This is a genomic window from Microbacterium invictum (genome assembly GCF_034421375.1).
GTDB classification, from domain to species: domain Bacteria; phylum Actinomycetota; class Actinomycetes; order Actinomycetales; family Microbacteriaceae; genus Microbacterium; species Microbacterium invictum_A.
The window spans coordinates 2,875,767-2,893,044 of sequence record NZ_CP139779.1; the positions used below are offsets into that span (position 1 = coordinate 2,875,767).

General features: G+C 70.3%; 18 protein-coding genes. 10 read left to right on the forward strand and 8 right to left on the reverse strand.

Going from position 1 to position 17,278, the window contains the following annotated elements; genetic code table 11:
- The first annotated feature begins 535 nt into the window (after nucleotides 1–535).
- From T9R20_RS13805 to T9R20_RS13820, 4 genes are read left to right on the forward strand one after another with little or no spacing between them, the layout of a single operon-like run.
- The gene (locus T9R20_RS13805; RefSeq protein WP_322409880.1) at nucleotides 536–1,447 is read left to right on the forward strand and encodes an ABC transporter ATP-binding protein; all 912 of its coding nucleotides are present in this window, start codon (nucleotides 536–538) and stop codon (nucleotides 1,445–1,447) included.
- A complete protein-coding gene (locus tag T9R20_RS13810) occupies nucleotides 1,444–2,289 on the forward strand; it encodes an ABC transporter permease (RefSeq protein WP_322409881.1) in 846 nt (281 codons plus the stop codon). The genes T9R20_RS13805 and T9R20_RS13810 overlap by 4 nt, the downstream gene beginning before the upstream one ends.
- A gap of 10 nt (nucleotides 2,290–2,299) precedes the next feature.
- Nucleotides 2,300–3,637: a histidine kinase gene (locus T9R20_RS13815; RefSeq protein WP_322409882.1), complete on the forward strand. Its 1,338-nt coding sequence runs from the start codon at nucleotides 2,300–2,302 to the stop codon at nucleotides 3,635–3,637.
- Nucleotides 3,638–3,648: 11 nt separating this feature from the next.
- Complete coding sequence (locus T9R20_RS13820) at nucleotides 3,649–4,359, forward strand: response regulator transcription factor (protein ID WP_322409883.1); 711 nt, start codon at nucleotides 3,649–3,651, stop codon at nucleotides 4,357–4,359.
- Between the two features lie 219 nt (nucleotides 4,360–4,578).
- Here the strand turns inward: T9R20_RS13820 and T9R20_RS13825 are convergent, their stop codons facing one another.
- Genes T9R20_RS13825 through T9R20_RS13845 form a run of 5 tightly spaced genes read right to left on the reverse strand, consistent with a single transcriptional unit; the run spans nucleotide 4,579 to nucleotide 10,648 of the window.
- Complete coding sequence (locus T9R20_RS13825) at nucleotides 4,579–4,923, reverse strand: metal-sensitive transcriptional regulator (RefSeq protein WP_322409884.1); 345 nt, start codon at nucleotides 4,921–4,923, stop codon at nucleotides 4,579–4,581.
- Nucleotides 4,920–7,151, reverse strand: coding sequence for a heavy metal translocating P-type ATPase (locus T9R20_RS13830; protein WP_322409885.1), 2,232 nt, complete (start codon nucleotides 7,149–7,151; stop codon nucleotides 4,920–4,922). The genes T9R20_RS13825 and T9R20_RS13830 overlap by 4 nt, the downstream gene beginning before the upstream one ends.
- 32 nt (nucleotides 7,152–7,183) lie before the next feature.
- Nucleotides 7,184–9,484: a heavy metal translocating P-type ATPase gene (locus T9R20_RS13835; RefSeq protein WP_416182913.1), complete on the reverse strand. Its 2,301-nt coding sequence runs from the start codon at nucleotides 9,482–9,484 to the stop codon at nucleotides 7,184–7,186.
- Nucleotides 9,481–10,434, reverse strand: coding sequence for a heavy-metal-associated domain-containing protein (locus T9R20_RS13840; protein WP_322409886.1), 954 nt, complete (start codon nucleotides 10,432–10,434; stop codon nucleotides 9,481–9,483). The genes T9R20_RS13835 and T9R20_RS13840 overlap by 4 nt, the downstream gene beginning before the upstream one ends.
- A 1-nt stretch (nucleotide 10,435) precedes the next feature.
- Nucleotides 10,436–10,648, reverse strand: a complete 213-nt coding sequence (locus T9R20_RS13845; RefSeq protein ID WP_322409887.1) for a heavy-metal-associated domain-containing protein — start codon at nucleotides 10,646–10,648, stop codon at nucleotides 10,436–10,438.
- Nucleotides 10,649–10,833: 185 nt separating this feature from the next.
- On the opposite strand from T9R20_RS13845, the gene T9R20_RS13850 reads away from it, so the two are divergent.
- Nucleotides 10,834–12,069 carry an NAD(P)/FAD-dependent oxidoreductase gene (locus T9R20_RS13850; protein ID WP_322409888.1) on the forward strand — a complete coding sequence of 412 codons (1,236 nt, stop codon included), beginning with the start codon at nucleotides 10,834–10,836 and terminating at the stop codon, nucleotides 12,067–12,069.
- A 1-nt stretch (nucleotide 12,070) separates the two neighbouring features.
- Here the strand turns inward: T9R20_RS13850 and T9R20_RS13855 are convergent, their stop codons facing one another.
- A complete protein-coding gene (locus T9R20_RS13855; protein ID WP_322409889.1) occupies nucleotides 12,071–12,505 on the reverse strand; it encodes a type II toxin-antitoxin system PemK/MazF family toxin in 435 nt (144 codons plus the stop codon).
- The gene (locus T9R20_RS13860) at nucleotides 12,502–12,708 is read right to left on the reverse strand and encodes an antitoxin MazE-like protein (protein ID WP_322409890.1); all 207 of its coding nucleotides are present in this window, start codon (nucleotides 12,706–12,708) and stop codon (nucleotides 12,502–12,504) included. The genes T9R20_RS13855 and T9R20_RS13860 overlap by 4 nt, the downstream gene beginning before the upstream one ends.
- Before the next feature lie 289 nt (nucleotides 12,709–12,997).
- Here T9R20_RS13860 and T9R20_RS13865 point away from each other — a divergent pair, with 289 nt between their 5' ends.
- From T9R20_RS13865 to T9R20_RS13885, 5 genes are all read left to right on the forward strand, one after another.
- Nucleotides 12,998–13,258 (forward strand): hypothetical protein, encoded by a 261-nt coding sequence (locus T9R20_RS13865; RefSeq protein ID WP_322409891.1) that lies wholly within the window; start codon nucleotides 12,998–13,000, stop codon nucleotides 13,256–13,258.
- Nucleotides 13,255–13,704, forward strand: coding sequence for a BLUF domain-containing protein (locus T9R20_RS13870; protein ID WP_322409892.1), 450 nt, complete (start codon nucleotides 13,255–13,257; stop codon nucleotides 13,702–13,704). Before T9R20_RS13865 ends, T9R20_RS13870 begins: the two co-directional genes overlap by 4 nt.
- A 165-nt stretch (nucleotides 13,705–13,869) precedes the next feature.
- Nucleotides 13,870–14,439, forward strand: coding sequence for an NADPH-dependent FMN reductase (locus T9R20_RS13875; RefSeq protein ID WP_322409893.1), 570 nt, complete (start codon nucleotides 13,870–13,872; stop codon nucleotides 14,437–14,439).
- Between the two features lie 44 nt (nucleotides 14,440–14,483).
- Nucleotides 14,484–14,987 carry a flavin reductase family protein gene (locus tag T9R20_RS13880; RefSeq protein ID WP_322409894.1) on the forward strand — a complete coding sequence of 168 codons (504 nt, stop codon included), beginning with the start codon at nucleotides 14,484–14,486 and terminating at the stop codon, nucleotides 14,985–14,987.
- A 133-nt stretch (nucleotides 14,988–15,120) separates the two neighbouring features.
- Entirely contained in the window at nucleotides 15,121–15,858 is a 738-nt protein-coding gene (locus tag T9R20_RS13885) for a GntR family transcriptional regulator (RefSeq protein ID WP_322409895.1), read from the forward strand.
- 64 nt (nucleotides 15,859–15,922) lie between these two features.
- Here the strand turns inward: T9R20_RS13885 and T9R20_RS13890 are convergent, their stop codons facing one another.
- Entirely contained in the window at nucleotides 15,923–17,257 is a 1,335-nt protein-coding gene (locus T9R20_RS13890; RefSeq protein WP_322409896.1) for an NtaA/DmoA family FMN-dependent monooxygenase, read from the reverse strand.
- Between the last annotated feature and the right edge of the window lie 21 nt (nucleotides 17,258–17,278).

Below are 17,278 nucleotides of genomic sequence, written 5' to 3' on the forward strand. Positions count from 1 at the left end.
GCCTGCTCTTCCCTTCACCGTCCGCCACGTCGCGCCTCGCGCGGTCGCAGAACCGTACGAGCTTCGCAGAATTCGCGCAATTTGCTGCGACGCTCGGGATCTTCTGCGACCGCCGGCACCTGCTGTCGCCCTGGCGATCCTTTCAGGCGCCGCCCGCGCACTCCCCGTCCCTGATTGCCGCCCGCGCACTCCCCGTCCCTGATTGCCGCCCGCGCGCACATCCGTCACCAAGCGCCGCGCCCAGCCGCAGCACGCCCGCAGCCTTCTACACACCGGCCGCGGTCCGCGCCGAGCGGCGCCGCAGCGCTGCATAGACTCGAAGGATGACTCGGTCCATCGACCTTGTGACCGACCAGGTCGTCTCCGCGCTTCTCTGACGCGCGCGCGGCTCGCGGGCGGGCGCCGCGCTCTCTGGCATCCGCCCCGCGGGCGGGCGCCGCGGTCCCCAACCCGGTACCGCGGGAGGACCCCATCCCGCCTCGGTTCATGCTGCGGACGGATGTGGCGGCGCGACGTCGTCCGTAGCGTGAAGCGCATGATCAGAGCAGAAGGCCTCACGAAGAGATACGGCGCCAAGACCGCCGTCGACACGATAGATTTCACCGTCCACGCCGGCCAGGTCACGGGGTTCCTCGGTCCGAACGGCGCCGGCAAGTCCACCACGATGCGCATGATCGTCGGCCTCGATCGCCCGACCGCCGGATCGGTCACGGTCAACGGTCGCCCGTACGCGGGGCACCGCGCCCCGCTCCGCGAGGTCGGAGCCCTCCTCGACGCCAAGGCCGTGCACACCGGCCGCACCGCGGAGAACCACCTCCTCGCCATGGCCGCCACGCACCGGCTCGGCAAGAAGCGGGTCCGTGAGGTGATCGAGCTGACTGGGCTCGAATCCGTCGCCCGCCGCCGCGTCGGAGGTTTCTCCCTCGGCATGGGACAGCGCCTCGGCATCGCGGCGGCACTCCTCGGCGACCCCGCGACGATCATCCTCGATGAGCCGGTGAACGGCCTCGATCCCGAGGGCGTCCTCTGGGTGCGCCGGCTCGTGAAGCACCTCGCCGCCGAAGGGCGGACGGTGTTCCTCTCCTCCCACCTGATGAGCGAGATGGCGCTGACCGCCGACCACCTCATCGTGCTCGGCAAGGGCAAGATCATCGCCGACGCACCGGTCGCCGACATCATCGCCGGCGGCACCGGCCCGCGGGTGCGAGTCCGTTCGCCCCAGGCGAGCCGCCTCGCGGAGCTCGTGGCAGCTCCCGACGTCACAATCACCGGGGCCGAGGCCGGACTGCTCGAGATCACCGGAGTGGAAGCCCCCGCCCTGGGCGATCTGGCCGCTCAGCATGGCCTGGTCATCCACGAACTGACCCCCCTCAGCGCGTCGCTCGAGGAGGCATACATGGACCTCACCGCGGATGCGGTGGAATACCGAACGGAGGCGGTCCGATGACCACCACGACACTTCTCGACGCCCGAACCGACGACCTCGGCGACGCGCGCCTCACTTTCCCCGGCACTCTTCGCGCCGAATGGATCAAGCTGCGCAGCCTGCGCTCGACCATCTGGTCGTACGCACTTCTCATCGCGATCTCGGTGGGGCTCTCCGCCCTCGTCGCCATCGCCCTGCTCAACATCCCTGAGGGCGTGGCAGCCGAAGCGCCCGGGGCCGACCCGCTGCAGACCATCGTCGGGGCCTCCGTCGCGGGCGTCGCGTTCGGTCAGCTCATCGCAGGCATCCTCGGGGTCCTGGTGATCAGTGGCGAGTACACCACCGGCATGGTCCGATCGACGTTCTTGGCGGTGCCCGACCGGATCTCGGCGCTCGCGGCGAAGGGCATCGTGCTGTTCACCCTCACGTTCGTCGTGGGGCTCGTGGCGAACGTCGCCGGGTACCTCGTGGCATCGCTCCTCCTCTCGCAGGACGACATCGCCGCACCGATCACCGACCCGGGCATCTTCTGGCCGCTTCTCGGCGCCGCGCTCTACCTCGCGATGGTCTCGCTGTTCGCCCTCGCGGTCGGCACGCTCATCCGCAGCAGCGCCGGCGGGATCGCGGTCGTCGTGGGGGTTCTGCTGATCCTTCCCACGATCCTCGGCCTCGTGCCTGCGGACTGGGCGCGCGACGCCGTCCCGTACCTCCTCTCCTCCGCCGGCGCGGGGATCTACACCTCCGCCGCCCTCGCACCGGAGGGCGAGGCACTCGGGATGTGGCTGAACCTGCTGGTCACCGGCCTCTGGGTCGCGGTCCCCACCGCAGCGGCGGCCATCCTGCTGCGCACCCGCGACGCGTAACGTCGACACCATGGCGTCCGCTCCGCTCTCCCCCGACCGTCCGGTTACGGCGGCCGGGGGAGAGCTGCGTCTGCCCCGGCCACCGGGCGTCATCCGACGGTTCTGGGCGCGGCATCCGCGACTGGTCGACGCGCTCGTCGCCGTGGTCTACCTCATCCCAGTCCTCGGGTCGCTGGTGCTCGCCGCGCCCATCGGCCCGGTGCCGCTGTGGGTGACGGTCGCGCGGGTCCTTCTCGTCGCTGCGACCGCGGCCATCATGGTCGTCTGGCGGCGGAGCAAGCCTTGGGTGCTCGTCGCTGCGGCGTGGGTGACCACCCTGCTGGTCTACCCGCTGGAAGCGGTAAACGTCTTCGCGATCGCCATCGGCCTGTACGCACTCGCCGTCTACCGCTCGAGCCGCTCCGCCTGGATCGGGTTCGCCATCTCGGCCGTGGTCGGCGGGGCGGCCGCGTTCGTGGCATCCCTCCTCCAACCGAGTCCGCTCTTCGGTGAATCGGCGTTCTTCCCCTTCGCCATGGCCGAAGCCGTCGTCACCGCTCTCCTCGGCACCCTGATCGGCATCACCGTGGGCAACCGTCGCCGCTACCTCGAGGCGCTCATCGCCCGGGTGGGCGACCTCGCCCGCGAGCGCGACCGGCAGGCGCAATTGGCGACAGCCGTCGAACGCGCGCGGATCGCCCGCGAGATGCACGACGTCGTCTCGCACAGCCTCACGGTGATGGTCACCCTCGCCGAGGGGAGCGCGGCTACGGCCGGCCGCGATCCGGGTCGTGCCGCCGAAGGGATGCGACTGGTCGCCGACGCCGGACGCGACGCGCTCCTCGAGATGCGCCGCATGCTCGGTGTGCTCACCGAGCCGGGCACCGAAACCGTCGATGGGCGAGCACCGCAGCCGGGAACATCGGCGATGCCCGAGCTGCTCGAGGGGTTCCGCGCAGCGGGATTGCCAGTGACGCTCAGGACCGCGGGCGCGGCGATCGCCGACCCGAATCTCCAGCTGACCGTGTACCGGATCGTGCAGGAGGCCCTCACCAACGTCCTCCGCCATGCGCCGTCGGCGCGACACGTGGATGTCACGATCGAGCACGCCGACGGTGAGGTGAGGGTCGAGGTGGTCGACGACGGCGACGCCTCTCGCCCGGCGGACACCGCCTCCCGCCCGGCGGACACCGCCTCCCGCCCGGCCGACACCGCGACAGGGGCGAGCGACACCGGCGGTCGCGGCTTGATCGGCATGCGCGAGCGGGTCGCGGTGTACGGCGGCACCCTCGACGCGGGGCCCCGCGGTTTCAGCGGCTGGCGCGTCCGCGTCGCCCTCCCCTCGCCCGAGCGACCGAACGGAACCTGACGGTGAACGAGATGACCGGCACCACCCTGATCACCGCGGATCGCGAACCCATCCGGGTCGCGATCGCCGACGACCAGGCGCTCGTGCGTGCGGGGCTGCGCATGGTGCTCGAAGCCGAACCCGACATCGACGTGGTCGGCGAGGCATCCGATGGTCACGAGGCGATCGAGCTGGTGCGGGGGCGGAGAGTGGACGTCGTCCTCATGGATGTGCGGATGCCGCGGGTGGACGGCATCGCCGCAACCGCGTCGATCGTGTCGGGCCCCCAGGCCCCGCGCGTGCTGATCCTCACCACGTTCGATCTCGACGAGCACGCCTTCGCCGCGATCCGGGCAGGAGCGAGCGGTTTCATGCTGAAGGACGCCCGCCCCGCCGATCTCCTCGCGGCGATCCGCGCGGTCCACGCTGGGGATGCGGCGCTGGCCCCCCGCATCACGCGCCGAATGCTCGAGCTGTTCGGCCAGGAGGTTCCGGCGCGGGCGCCCGAGCCGTCGGAGGACGCACTGTCGCTGACCCCGCGGGAACGCGAGGTGCTGACCGCCATCGGCGAAGGACTGAGCAACGCCGAGATCGCCGCGCGGCAGTTCGTCGCGGAGTCGACGGTGAAGACCCACGTGGGCCGGCTGCTGACCAAGCTCGACGCCCGTGATCGGGTACATCTCGTGATCTACGCCTACGAGCACGGTCTGCTCGCTCGGAAGGGTCGCCCGGACGCCGACTGACGGGCGCGGGTGCGCGGGTGCGCGGGTGCGCGGGTCGCCGGGTTGCCGCCGCCGGACCGCATCCATCGGCGGATCGCGGACGAACCGCGCCCGAGGACGGGTCGGCCTGCGGGCCCTATCGTCCGAGCGTCGGCGACCCGTCACAAAACGTCGCTCACGCCGCCTTCGGACCGCATCCATTGACGGATCGCGCGGCGATCCTGGCCGACCGTAGCCGCGTCAGGCCTTCACGAGCCGCGCGATCGCGTCCGACGCCTCCTTGAGCTTCAGCGCCGCCTCGTCTCCCCCGCGGGTCGCCGCGTCGACGACGCAGTGCTTCAGGTGATCGTCGAGGAGGCCCAGCGCGACGTTCTCGAGCGCCGAGCTCAGCGCCGAGATCTGGGTGAGGATGTCGATGCAGTACTGCTCCTCCTCGACCATCCGCTGGATGCCCCGCACCTGCCCCTCGACCCGCCGCAGGCGGGTGAGGTAGCGATGCTTGTCGCTGATGTATCCGTGGGGGCCGGCGTGCGTGGCATCCGTCCCCTCCGTCCCGTGGTCGTGCAGCGCCGTCGTGTCCGTCATGATGTGATCCTCTCGGAACGATTCTCTTCAGAAACAGGGATGCCGCGAAGCAGCGCCTCCGCGCTCGCCTCCGGTCGAAGGTCGAGCCGGCGCAGCAGCTGAGCGTTGAGCGCAACGACGATCGTCGACAGCGACATCAGTATCGCCCCGACCGACATCGGCAGCACGAACCCGATCGGCGCGAGCACGCCCGCGGCGAGAGGCACCGAGATGAGGTTGTAGCCCGCGGCCCACCACAGGTTCTGCCTCATCTTGCGGTAGCTCGCGCGCGAGAGCTGGATCACCGAGAGCACCGAGCGCGGGTCGTCGGAGGCGAGGATGACGCCCGCCGACGCGATCGCGACATCCGTCCCGGCACCGATCGCGATGCCGACATCGGCCTGCGCGAGCGCGGGGGCGTCGTTCACGCCGTCGCCGACCATCGCGACCTTCCGGCCCTCGCGCTGCAGCTCCTGCACCTTGGCGCTCTTGTCCTCGGGGCGGACGCCCGCGAACACCCGGTCGATGCCGAGCTCGTCGGCGACCGAGCGGGCGACCGCTTCGGCGTCACCGGTGATCATGACGACCTGCACGTTCAGCCGGCGCAGCGCCTCGACGGTTTCGCGCGACTCGTGGCGTACGGCGTCGGCGAGTTTGAGCGCGCCGGCGACCTGGCCGTCGGCGAGGACGTGGAGGATGATCGCGCCGTCGGCACGCCACCGGTCGCCGACGTCGAGCTCGGCGGCATCCTCCTCCTTCAGCAGCGCCGGCCCGCCCACGCGCACACGCGTGCCGTCGACCGTGGCGGTGACGCCGACGGCGGGCGAGGAGTCGAAGTCGGATGCCGCGGGCACCTCGATTCCGCGATCGGCGGCGGCCTGCACGATGGCCTTCGCGAGCGGGTGTTCCGAGTCGGCCTCGGCCGCCGCGGCGAGCGCGAGGACGCGGGTCTCGTCGTAGCCGGCGGCCGGCTCGACCGCGGTGACCGCCGGGCGGCCCTCGGTGAGGGTGCCGGTCTTGTCGAAGAGCACGGTGTCGACCGTGCGCATCTGCTCGAGCGCGAGGCGGTCCTTCACCAGTACGCCGCCGCGCGCAGCACGCTCGGTCGCGATCGAGACGACCAGCGGGATCGCGAGGCCGAGGGCGTGGGGGCAGGCGATGACGAGCACGGTGATCGTGAGGATCACGCCCTCGTCGACGTTGCCGACGAGGGTCCAGACGAGCATCGTCAGCGCCGCCGCGCCGAGCGCGAACCAGAACAGCAGGGCGGCGGCGCGGTCGGCGATGCGCTGCGCGCGCGAGGAGGAGTTCTGCGCGTCGGTGACGAGGCGTTGGATGCCGGCGAGCGCGGTGTCGTCGCCGACGGCGGTGATCTCGACGCGGATGCCGGAGTCGGTCGCGACCGTGCCCGCGACGACCGCGTCGCCGACCTCGCGGCGCACGGGCTTCGACTCGCCGGTGATCATCGACTCGTCGATGCTCGCCGAGCCCGCGACGACGCGCCCGTCGGCGGGGACGCGTCCGCCGGGCCGCACGACGACGACATCGCCGACACGCAGATCGCTCGGCGCGACGGTGACGGTCTGGTCGCCCTCGACGCGCTCGGCCTCGTCGGGCAGCAGCGCCGCGAGCGAGTCGAGCGCCGAGGTGGTCTGCGCGAGCGAGCGCATCTCGATCCAGTGGCCGAGCAGCATGATCACGATGAGGAGCGCGAGCTCCCACCAGAAGTCGAGTTCGTGATCGAGGATGCCGAGACTCGAACCCCAGGATGCCGCGAACGCGACGGTGATCGCCAGGGCGATGAGGAGCATCATCCCGGGCTGGCGCGAGCGCAGTTCGCTCACCGCGCCGGTGAGGAAGGGGCGGCCGCCCAAGACGTACATGACCGTGCCGAGGATCGGCGAGACCCACGGGACCCACGGCTGGTCGGGCAGAGAGTATCCGAGGAGCATCGCGAACATGCCCGAGAAGACGATGACCGGGACGGCGAGGACGAGGTTCCACCAGAACAGGCGCCGGAACTGCCCGACGTGGTCGCCGTGCCCCCCGTGCCCCGCGTGGCCCGCGTGGGAGTTGTGACCCGCGTGGTCGCCGTGCTCGGCGTGCGAGTCGCGTCCGGTGTGCGACTCACGCCCGGCGTGCGAGTCGGGGTCGGCGTGCGCGTCGTGCGCCCCGTCATGCGTCGCAACGGCCTCTGGCGCGGCGTGTCCGCCATGCCGGCCGGAGCGGCGATCGGCTCCGTGATCCATGCTTCTCTCCTCTCGGGTACCCCTAGGGGGTATCAGGAAGAACTCCGCGACGCCGCCGCATATTCCGCCGATCTGCGGAACGCCGACCGGAATCCGCGCAGCCGAAGGCTGTTGCTCACGACGAAGACGCTCGAGAACGCCATCGCCGCACCGGCGAGCATCGGGTTCAGCAGCCCGAGCGCCGCGAGCGGGATCGCGGCGACGTTGTACGCGAACGCCCAGAAGAGACTGCCCTTGATGACCCCGAGGGTCCGCCGCGACAGGCGGATCGCATCCGCCGCCGTCCGCAGGTCCCCCGAGACGAGCGTGAGGTCGGAGGCCTCGATCGCGACATCCGTCCCCGTCCCCATCGCCAGGCCGAGGTCCGCCTTCGCGAGCGCAGCAGCGTCGTTCACACCGTCGCCGACCATCGCGACGACCCGCCCCTCGCTCTGCAGGCGCTTTACGACCTCGACCTTGCCGGCGGGCAGCACCTCGGCGATGACATCGTCGATGCCCACCTCGGCCGCCACACGCCGCGCCACCGTGTCGTTGTCACCTGTGAGCAGCACCGGCGTGAGCCCGAGCCGTCGGAAGGCCGCGACCGCCTCGGCGCTCGTCGGCTTCACCTGGTCCGAGACGGTGAGGATGCCGCGGGCAGCACCATCCCACCCGACGATCACCGCGGTCGCACCCTCGCCCTCCGACAGGAGCTTGGCCTGAGCCAGGTCGGCGGGCAGCTCGACGGCCCACTCGGCGAGAAGGGCATCGCGACCGACGAAGACGAGGCGTCCCTCGACGACCCCCTGGACGCCGCGTCCCTCGAGGTTCTGGAACGACTCGACGACGGGCAACTCACCGAACCGCTCGCGAACCGCAACCGAGATCGCCCGAGCGATCGGATGCTCCGACGCATCCTCGACCGCACCCGCGAGACGCAGCACATCGTCCTCCGAGACTCCCGCTGCGGCGACGACGCCGGTCAGCGTCATCCGTCCGCTCGTCACCGTGCCGGTCTTGTCGAGCACGATCGTGTCGACGCGGCGGGTCTGCTCGAGCACCTCGGGGCCTTTGATCAGGATCCCGAGCTGCGCGCCGCGTCCGGTTCCGACGAGCAACGCGGTGGGCGTGGCGAGCCCGAGCGCGCACGGGCAGGCGATGATCAGCACGGCGACGGCCGCGGTGAACGCCGCCTCGGCCCCGAAGCCCGCGCCGAGCCACGCGCCCAGCACGCCGACCGCGATCGCGATGACAACGGGCACGAAGACGCCCGAGATCCGATCGGCGAGGCGCTGCACCTCGGCCTTGCCCGACTGCGCCTCTTCGACGAGGCGCGCCATCTGAGCGAGCTGCGTGTCGGCGCCGATGCGGGTGGCGCGCACGATGAGTCGCCCACCGGCGTTGACGGTCGCGCCGACGACCCCGTCGCCGACCGACACCTCCACCGGAACGGATTCGCCGGTGAGCATCGAGGCGTCGACGGCGCTCCGACCCTCGACGATCACGCCGTCCGTGGCGATCTTCTCCCCCGGGCGCACGACGAACTCGTCGCCGACGCGCAGGTCGCCGATCGAGATCCTCACCTCGTCACCGGAGCGGCGCACCGCGACATCTTTCGCCCCCATGTCGAGGAGAGCGCGCATCGCGTCGCCCGCTCGGCGCTTCGCGCGCTTTTCGAAGTAGCGGCCCGCCAGCACGAACATCGTCACGCCCGCGGCGACCTCGAGGTAGATGTTCGCCGACCCGTCGCTCGGCGCGATGGCGAGGGTGAAGGGGTGGATCATGCCCGGCTCGCCGGCGGTGCCGAAGAACAGGGCCCAGAGCGACCACAGGAACGCGGCCGAGACGCCGACCGAGATGAGGGTGTCCATCGTCGCGGCGCCGTGGCGCAGGTTCAGCCCCGCCGCCCGGTGGAACGGCCACGCCGCCCACACCACGACGGGCGCGGCGAGCGCGAGCGCCGCCCACTGCCAGTACGTGAACTGCAGGGCGGGGATCATCGAGAGCAGGATGACGGGAACCCCGAGGATGACGCTGCCGATCAGCCGCTGCCGCAGCGACCGCAGTTCCGGATCGTCGCGGCCGTCGGACGACCCGGCCGCGGCGTCGGGCAGCTCGGGCGGCGCCGGAAGCGCCGCGGTGTAGCCGGTCTTCTCGACCTCGGCGATGAGGGCGGCGGGGTCGGTGCCCGCGGGCACCTCGACGTGAGCCTTCTCTGTGGCGTAGTTGACGCTCGCCGTCACTCCGTCGAGCTTGTTGAGCTTCCGCTCGATGCGGTTGGCGCACGACGCACACGTCATGCCGCCGATCTCGAGCTCGACGCGGTCTGTCGGGCCGGGCTGCACGGTGGTCACGATGCCTCCACTCGGAAGGTGGCGGTGTGCACCTCTCCGTCGATCTTGACGTCGAGGTAGAGCAGGTACGCGCCGGCGCTCGGCACCTCGGCGGCGAACGACACGGTGCCCGGCTCGTGGTCGTCGGCGTGCTCGGGGTGCACGTGCAGGTAGGCGAGATCGGCTTCGCGGAGCGCCACGAGGTGGCCGTCGGCGCCGAGATAGGGCTCGAGCTGGACGGGCCGGCCGTCGCGAGACACCGTGAATCCGAGGGTGGATTCGCCGCCCGCGTCGAGGTCGCCGGTTAGCGTCACCTCGAAGGGCCCCGCCGCCGACGCCGTTCCGAAGACCGGAGCGGATGCCTCGACGGCACCCTCCACCAGCACAGAACGGGTCAGAGTGAGGCCTTCGCCGAGCTCGCTCGGCACGATGTCGGCGTAGACGCGGTAGCCGCCCGCGGCGTCCCAGGTCCAGGGGATCGTCCACCGACCATCCGAGCCCAGCGTCGGGTGCTCGTGTCGGAACGCGGCGCCGTCGGTGCGGACGACGATGAGGTGGAGGTCCTTCTCGTGGGCGTCGTCGTACTCGGTGACGGCGTCACCGCCTGGCCCGGTGATCTCGAACGACAGGATGCCGGCTTCGCCGACCTCGCTGGGAGCATCGACCTCGGACAGGGTGTACCCCCGGTCGCTCGCGGTGACGCCGGTGACGGCACCCCCGCCGCTCCCCGTGAGGTCAGCGCTCCCAGACGCTTCGTGCGCCGACCCACCGTCATCGTGACCACCCACCGCGCCTGACGGGGCGGGTGGTGCCGAATGCGGTGTCTCGGCGTGCGCGCCCGCGCGCTCCACCTGTTCCGACGCGGCCGACGACGGCGCGTCGGGGGCGACGAGCGACGCCACGCCGAACGACGCGCCGAACATCAGCGCGAGCGCTCCCGCGTACAGGCCGAGCCGAACCGGTGCGTTCACGTCAGGCGCGGGCAGCCTTGTAGCCGGCCTCTTCGACGGCGGCGATGACGGCGGCGTCGTCGACGGGAGTGTCCGCCGACACGACGAGCGTGCCGGTCTGCGCCGAGACATCCACGACGGTCAGGCCCGCGATCTCGCTGACCTCTTCGCGGACCGACATCTCGCAGTGGCCGCACGTCATTCCGGTGACGGCGTATTCAGCAGTGGTGCTCATAGCTTCTCCTCGATACGTCTAGGGGGTATCCCTCACGTGAAGCATACCCCCTTGCCGTATCTCAGCGGGCCGCCCCATCGTCCGGCTTCGGGCGACCCTCCGGGTTCGCGACGAGCCACCGTTCATCGCAGGGTGGCTCGTCGAAAGACGGGCGGCTCGGGACGTGGACGTGCCAGGCTGAGCCTATGCGGGTGGTCATCGTCGGAGCAGGGCTCGGCGGTCTCGTGCTGGCCCACGCGCTGCGCGACCACGCCGACGTCGTCGTCCTCGACCGCGATGCCGAAGCGGCAGACACCGGCGGATACCGGATCGCCCTGACCCCCGAAGCGGTCGCCGTCGTCGAGCAGCACGTGCCTGCATCCGTGGTCGAGCGAATCCGCGAGGTGTCGGACGGCCCAGAGACCTTCGCTCAATTCACGATCGCCGACGCGCAGCTCCGCCCGATCGTCGTGGCGCCTGAGCCCGAAGGTCAAGACCGGATGCTCTGTCAGCGCCGCGCACTGCGCCTGATCCTCGCCGATGACCTCGGCGAGCGCATCCGGTTCGCATCCACGGTGGTCGCCGCCCGCTCGCGCGCCGACGGCGCGTCGGTCGCGCTGTCCGATGGCACCGAGATCGATGCCGACCTGGTCGTGGCCGCCGACGGCGCGCGTTCCTCCGTCGTCGAAGCGGTGACCGAGCGCCCGACGAGCGACGACGCGGGCCTCATCGGCATCGCCGGGTCGAGCCCCATGACCGCCGGCGCGACCTTTCCGCGATACCTCGCCCAAGGCCCCGCGCTCGCCCTCGACCATCGCGGCGTGGGGATGTTCCTGTCCCTCGCCTCTCGACGCACGGCCCGCCTCGACGCAGCGTGGGCCGGGCTCTCGCCCGAACTCCGCAGCGCGGTGGGGCCTCCTGCCCTGGTCTGGGGCCTCATCGCTCGCCGCGAGATGGTCGCCGACATCCTCGGCGCACCACCCGGCACCCTGATCGCTCGCGCCCACGAACTGGCCGCTGCGTGGCACCCCTGGATGACTGAGCAGATCGAAACGTCCGATCCGGCGCGCACCGCCGCATTCTCGTTCCGCGCCGCGCGCCCGCATCCACCCCGATTCCCGTGGTCGCCGTCACGCGTCACCGCGATCGGAGACGCGGTCCACGCCATGCCGCCGACCGGCGGGCGAGCCGGGTCGACGGCGATCCGGTCTGCGGGGGCCTTGGCCGAGGCACTGATTCGAGAATCCCGAATCGACGACGCCGTTCGTTCGTACCAGAGCCGTGTCGACGAATGGGCGGTGCCGGCGATACGCGAATCGCTCGGCCCGGTTCGCGTGATCCGCGCGCTGCGCGCACCCCTCGTTCAGGCGGTCGCTCGTCCGGCACTGGCGGTCGCGGGCGTTGTCGGCGCGGCGAGGTATCGCCGCAGCATCCACCCGTGAGCTACGCCGGAACCGATCTCGCTCTGATACCTGCCTCAACCACACCTCCGGACCGGACTGTGGTTTCCCAGCGGACACTGCGGGCTCCACCGACCCCCCTACGTCGGCCTCGTCGCGCGAGCCCCAGGAATGCCATGACGCTGCGCTTCACGTCGGCGAGCTGCTCCGCCGTCATGCGGCCCACGCGGGTAACGACGTTGGACCGCCGTACCGTTGTCGCTTTGTCCACCATCACGTCGCCGTCGCGGTCAAGACCCGACAGTCCGCCCGCTGAGATGCGAATGCGCAACAGCGGAGCATCCACCAACCGGCTCGTCAGTGGGAGTACCGTCACAGAATCCGTCGCCGCGTACGCGTCGTCTTGCACAATCAGTGCGGGCGTTGGCTTCGAGGCATACACACCACCAGCGACGGTCCAGATTTCACCGCGGATCACTCGTCATCCCAGGGCGCCGCGACTGCTTCGACAAACGCTTGGTCGTCGGATTCGCGATCGGCGTGAGCAACGAGGGACGCTTGCCGTGCCGCCTCCGCCGCAAGAGTGGGCGTGCGCACGTCGGGCACCCACACCTGAACCGGGCGGAATCCGCGCTCCCGCACACGTCGCCGGTATTCGCTCACCCGCTCTCTCACTGCCATACATCCAGCGTTACATGTAACGCGTGGGCAGACAACGGCAGATGCTGCGGCAGGCCGGGAACCGCAGCGGCCCCCTCGGCGCACAGCGCGCCGCCAAGAAGCCGGCTTCGCGCCGATACCGCAGCTTCGAGCATGGGGTCGCGCGCGATTGCCTTTTCTTGGCGACGGAGGCGACGACGGCAGCGGGGGCGACGGGGCGGCGCACCCCGGCCCACCTCCGTCGCTGACATATCCCGCGCCGCTTCGCAACCGCCTCCCCCGGCCGTGCACCCCCACGCAGAATGAGGCAATGGCTTCATCACTGGCCCCCGATCCCATGCGCGGCACCGACGCCGCGACATCCCCCTCCTACGGCGTGCTGTGGTCGCGCGTCGAAGACGGCTTCTACGTCGCCAATCGCGACGGCGTCTTCCTCGGCTACCTCGACCGCGAAGCCGACGGCACCTACCGCGTCTTCAACGGCCGCTCCCGCCAGGTCGGCGCGGCGCCCGATCGTCGGCAGGCGATGCGGACGCTCCTCGCCCACCACGACGAGGAGGCGACGGCATGAGCATCACCGCCGGCGACCAGCTCGTCTCCGTTGTCTATGTGAGCCGAGCGAAGGCGGATGTCGGCGACGACACCCTCCGCGACATCCTCACCGAGAGCCGCGAGAACAACGCCCAGTCGGGCGTGACCGGCGTGCTGCTGTACCGCGAGGGGCAGTTCGTGCAGGTGCTCGAGGGCCCGCGCGACACCGTCGAGTCGCTCGTGCGCACGATCACCGACGATCCGCGTCACACCGACATCCGCGTCGTGCTCGACGAGCCGATCGATGAGCGGCAGTTCGGCGAGTGGACGATGGAGTTCCGCCCCGTCGCGCCTCCGACGGCAGCCCTTCCCGAGGGCTTCCGTGACACGTTCGATGATCTGGATGCCGCGGAGAGCCCCGCCGGCGCCGCGCGCGCCATCCACGACATCGGCCTGTGGGTGAAGGCGCGGACGGCTCGCGGCTAGCCCCGTCGACCGTCGCGGAGTGGGGGCTTCCGCGACACTGAAACTGCGCATGACCGGGTCTTCTTCACCTCGACGTCCCACCCGCAAGCCGCGCAATCGACAGTAATCCTCCTTTCACCCCGGTGAAACCGCCTCGGTGTCTACTTCACAGTGGAAGGAGGCGCCATGATCGTCACCGTTGTCGCCGGAAACCCCAAGCCCGCGTCACGCACCCTGGATGCCGCGCACATCGTCGCCCGTGCGCTCACCGACCGGGACGCCGATCACGCCATTGACGTCATCGCACTCGGCCCGGGCCTTCTCGGGTGGGGCGACCCTGCCGTCGCCGACGCCGTCGCGATCGCGGCGGCGAGCGACCTGCTGATCGTGGCCTCTCCGACGTTCAAGGCTACCTACACCGGCATCCTGAAACTCTTCCTCGACCAGTTCGACACCGGTACGGGTCTGGCGGGCGTGACTGCCGTTCCGCTCATGCTCGGCGCCGGACCCGCCCACGCCCTGGCGCCCGACCTCCTCCTCAAGCCCGTGCTCGTCGAGCTCGGAGCGGTCTGCCCCGCGCAGGGCCTCTACCTGGGCGACAAGGTCTATGACCAGCCCGGCGTGCTCGATCCGTGGCTGGCCCGCTGGGCCTCGGCCGTCCTCTCCTCCGCCGACTCGACCTCCGCCGCCGACACCGCCACCACCGCCACCCCTGCCACCGGCGACCCTGCCCCCTTCGACAGGAGCGCCTCGTGACCGCCGCCACCCTCACCTCACCTGCTTCGCACGAAAGGACACTGATGCTCAATCCGTATTCCGCCGAGTCCGCCGACCCGGCACTGCTGCGCCAGGCCTTCTCGGGATTCCCGTGCGGCGTGGCGGCCCTGGCCGCCGTCGTCGACGATGAGCCGACCGTCCTCGTCGCCTCCTCGTTCTCGGTCGGTGTCTCGCAGGACCCGCCGCTGGTCATGTTCGCGGTGCAGAAGTCCTCGACCACCTGGCCGGTTCTCGCGACCGCCGACACCCTGGGCATCTCCATCCTCGGCGAGGCTCATGCCCCGGTCACACGCCAGCTCGCGTCGAAGGACAAGGCGCAGCGCTTCGCCGGCGTCGAGACGCACGTCTCCGAGCGCGGCTCCATCTTCCTCGACCAGGCGCCGATCTGGCTCGACTGCTCCGTCGAGCACGTCTACCCGGCTGGCGACCACGACATCATCGTGCTGCGCGTCCTCGGCCTCATGAGCGATTTCTCTCACACCCCGCTGGTGTGGCATCGCTCGCAGTTCACCACCCTCGCCGCCTGACGTCACCGCGACCACCACACCGGGGAAGAGTTCGTAGCTCTTCCCCGGCTTGGCGTTACACCGGCGAAACGCTACAGAGCGGTGCGGAAACGGAGTCTCGTTAGCCTCGCATCACCCACCCGAGGAGAGGTCGATGCCCGAAGCGATCGCTCACCCCCGCGCACACGGCGGCTCAGCCCGCGGCGCGCAGATCTCCGCTCGTCGCGTCCGAGACCTGCTTCTCGCCGCGATCCGCGCCGGCCGGATCACCCCCGGCTCCACTCTCAACGAAGAGAACCTCATGCAGACGTATTCCGCCAGCCGCGGAGCCGTGCGCAGCGCCCTGTCGCAGCTGACCAGCATCGGCATCCTCGAGCGACGCACCCGCGTCGGCACCCGACTGGTCAACGCGGGGGTGCGCATCGGGGTGACCGACTTCGCCTTCGGCGAGCGCGGGGGCGTGTCCATCGAAGTCCTCGAGCAGCGCCTGGTCCCGTCGACTCCGCTCCTGCGCGAACGCCTCCAGCTCGACGATGACGACGTGCGGATGGTGGAGAACTCCTTCACCCTCAAAGGCGAGACGATCGGCATCCGCACGGCCTACTTCTCGCAGGCCGTCACGAGCGACCCGACCGCTATCCGCCAACCGGCGACGATGTCGACGGTCATGCGCGACTTCTTCGGCAAAGAGCCGGGGCTCGTCTACGCGTGGATCGGCGCGGAGCTGTCGGATGCCAGGACGAGCCGCATCCTCGGAATCGACGAGGGCGCTCCTCTGCTCCGGCGGGAGTTGATGTACCTCGACGTCGACGACACCCCGATCCAGGTGGTGTTCGATGCCTTCCGTGCCGACCGCGTGAGCTTCGACCGGGGTCCGATCTCCTTCTCCTGAGAGCGACCCGCAGACGGATGACGCCCGCCGACCACGAAGGGCCGGCGGGCGTCATCCGGTGCCATCAGAACTCCCGCAGGTGATCCCGCAGCGTCGACCCGGCGTATCCGTCGCGGATGAGTCCGCGGCGGCGGAGCACCGGCGCGAGCCCGTCGGCCATGAGCGCGAAGTTCATCCGTGTGGTCGGCATGTAGATGAGGAAGCCGTCACCGCCGATCTCATCCATCAGCTCCTCCATCTTGCTCGCGACGGTCTCGGGCGAGCCGATGAGCCCCATGTCGCTGGTCTGGTGGGATGTCGCGACGACCTCGCGGAGCGTCTTGCCCTCGGAGTTCTCGAAGAGATTCGAGATCGACGTGTGCTCGCCGTTCTGCTTCGACAGATCGATCTCCGACACGGGCGTGTCGGGGTCGATGCCGCCGAAGTCGATGCGCCCGCCCGAGGTGTAGGACATGTTCCAGAGGTTGTACTCCACGCCCTTGTCGGTGGCCTTCCACCGGTTGTAGGCCTCGAATTGATCCTGCGCCTCGGAGTCGGTCGCCGCGATCCACGGGGTGGCGAGGAAGAGGAACTTCACATCGTCGGGGTTGCGTCCGTAGGACGCCACCCGCGCCCGCATGTCGTCGCGGTAGGCACGACCGGCCGCGCCGCTCTTGACCATCGAGATCATCGTGTCGTCGTAGCGTGCGGCGAGTTCGCGCCCGGCGGGTGAGCTTCCCGCCGAACAGATCGGGGGCGTCCGCTGCGGGCCGGGGATGGTGTTGAGCGGCCCGCGCGAGGAGAAGAAGCGGCCCTTGTGGTCGATGGGACGCACCTTCGTGTGGTCGGCGTAGATCCCCGCGACGGGATCGGCGACCACCGCGCCCTCCTCCCAGCTCTGCTGCAGCGCGAGCACCACGTCGACCCACTCCATCGCCATCGCATACCGCTCGTCATGGTCGAGATGCTGGTCGTAGCCGAAGTTCTGGGCGACCCGGTCGGTGACGCTCGTGACCACGTTCATCCCGACACGGCCCTCGGTGAGGTGGTCGAGGGTGGTGTAGAGACGCGCGGCGAGGTAGGGCGGGTACTGGATCGTCGAGACGGTCGGGATGATGCCGATGTGCTTGGTCGCCCGGGTGAGGAGCGGCACGAGCGGCATCGGATCGTTCTTCGGCGCCATGAAGCCGCGACGCAGGCTGGTGTCCGCCGTGCCGTTGTAGCTGTCTTCGACCATCGCGGTGTCTTCGAACAGGATGTAGTCGAATCCGGCGCGCTCGAGGCTCGTCGCCATGTCGATGTAGATCTGCGGATCCATCCAGTCGTTGACGTTGTTGCCGACCCAGGGGCCGTCGCCGTTGGTGGTGCTCCAGGGGTGAATGCCGAAGCCGTCGCCGAGGAACCATGCGAGGTGGAACATCTGTCTCCTATTCAGTGGTGC

Excerpts from the sequence above, each read along its gene's own strand:
- T9R20_RS13805 (WP_322409880.1), top strand. The coding sequence starts at position 536 with ATGATCAGAGCAGAAGGCCTCACGAAGAGATACGGCGCCAAGACCGCC.
- T9R20_RS13810 (WP_322409881.1), top strand. The coding sequence starts at position 1,444 with ATGACCACCACGACACTTCTCGACGCCCGAACCGACGACCTCGGCGAC.
- T9R20_RS13815 (WP_322409882.1), top strand. The coding sequence starts at position 2,300 with ATGGCGTCCGCTCCGCTCTCCCCCGACCGTCCGGTTACGGCGGCCGGG.
- T9R20_RS13820 (WP_322409883.1), top strand. The coding sequence starts at position 3,649 with ATGACCGGCACCACCCTGATCACCGCGGATCGCGAACCCATCCGGGTC.
- T9R20_RS13825 (WP_322409884.1), bottom strand. The coding sequence starts at position 4,923 with ATGACGGACACGACGGCGCTGCACGACCACGGGACGGAGGGGACGGAT.
- T9R20_RS13830 (WP_322409885.1), bottom strand. The coding sequence starts at position 7,151 with ATGGATCACGGAGCCGATCGCCGCTCCGGCCGGCATGGCGGACACGCC.
- T9R20_RS13845 (WP_322409887.1), bottom strand. The coding sequence starts at position 10,648 with ATGAGCACCACTGCTGAATACGCCGTCACCGGAATGACGTGCGGCCAC.
- T9R20_RS13850 (WP_322409888.1), top strand. The coding sequence starts at position 10,834 with ATGCGGGTGGTCATCGTCGGAGCAGGGCTCGGCGGTCTCGTGCTGGCC.
- T9R20_RS13860 (WP_322409890.1), bottom strand. The coding sequence starts at position 12,708 with ATGGCAGTGAGAGAGCGGGTGAGCGAATACCGGCGACGTGTGCGGGAG.
- T9R20_RS13865 (WP_322409891.1), top strand. The coding sequence starts at position 12,998 with ATGGCTTCATCACTGGCCCCCGATCCCATGCGCGGCACCGACGCCGCG.
- T9R20_RS13870 (WP_322409892.1), top strand. The coding sequence starts at position 13,255 with ATGAGCATCACCGCCGGCGACCAGCTCGTCTCCGTTGTCTATGTGAGC.
- T9R20_RS13875 (WP_322409893.1), top strand. The coding sequence starts at position 13,870 with ATGATCGTCACCGTTGTCGCCGGAAACCCCAAGCCCGCGTCACGCACC.
- T9R20_RS13880 (WP_322409894.1), top strand. The coding sequence starts at position 14,484 with ATGCTCAATCCGTATTCCGCCGAGTCCGCCGACCCGGCACTGCTGCGC.
- T9R20_RS13885 (WP_322409895.1), top strand. The coding sequence starts at position 15,121 with ATGCCCGAAGCGATCGCTCACCCCCGCGCACACGGCGGCTCAGCCCGC.
- T9R20_RS13890 (WP_322409896.1), bottom strand. The coding sequence starts at position 17,257 with ATGTTCCACCTCGCATGGTTCCTCGGCGACGGCTTCGGCATTCACCCC.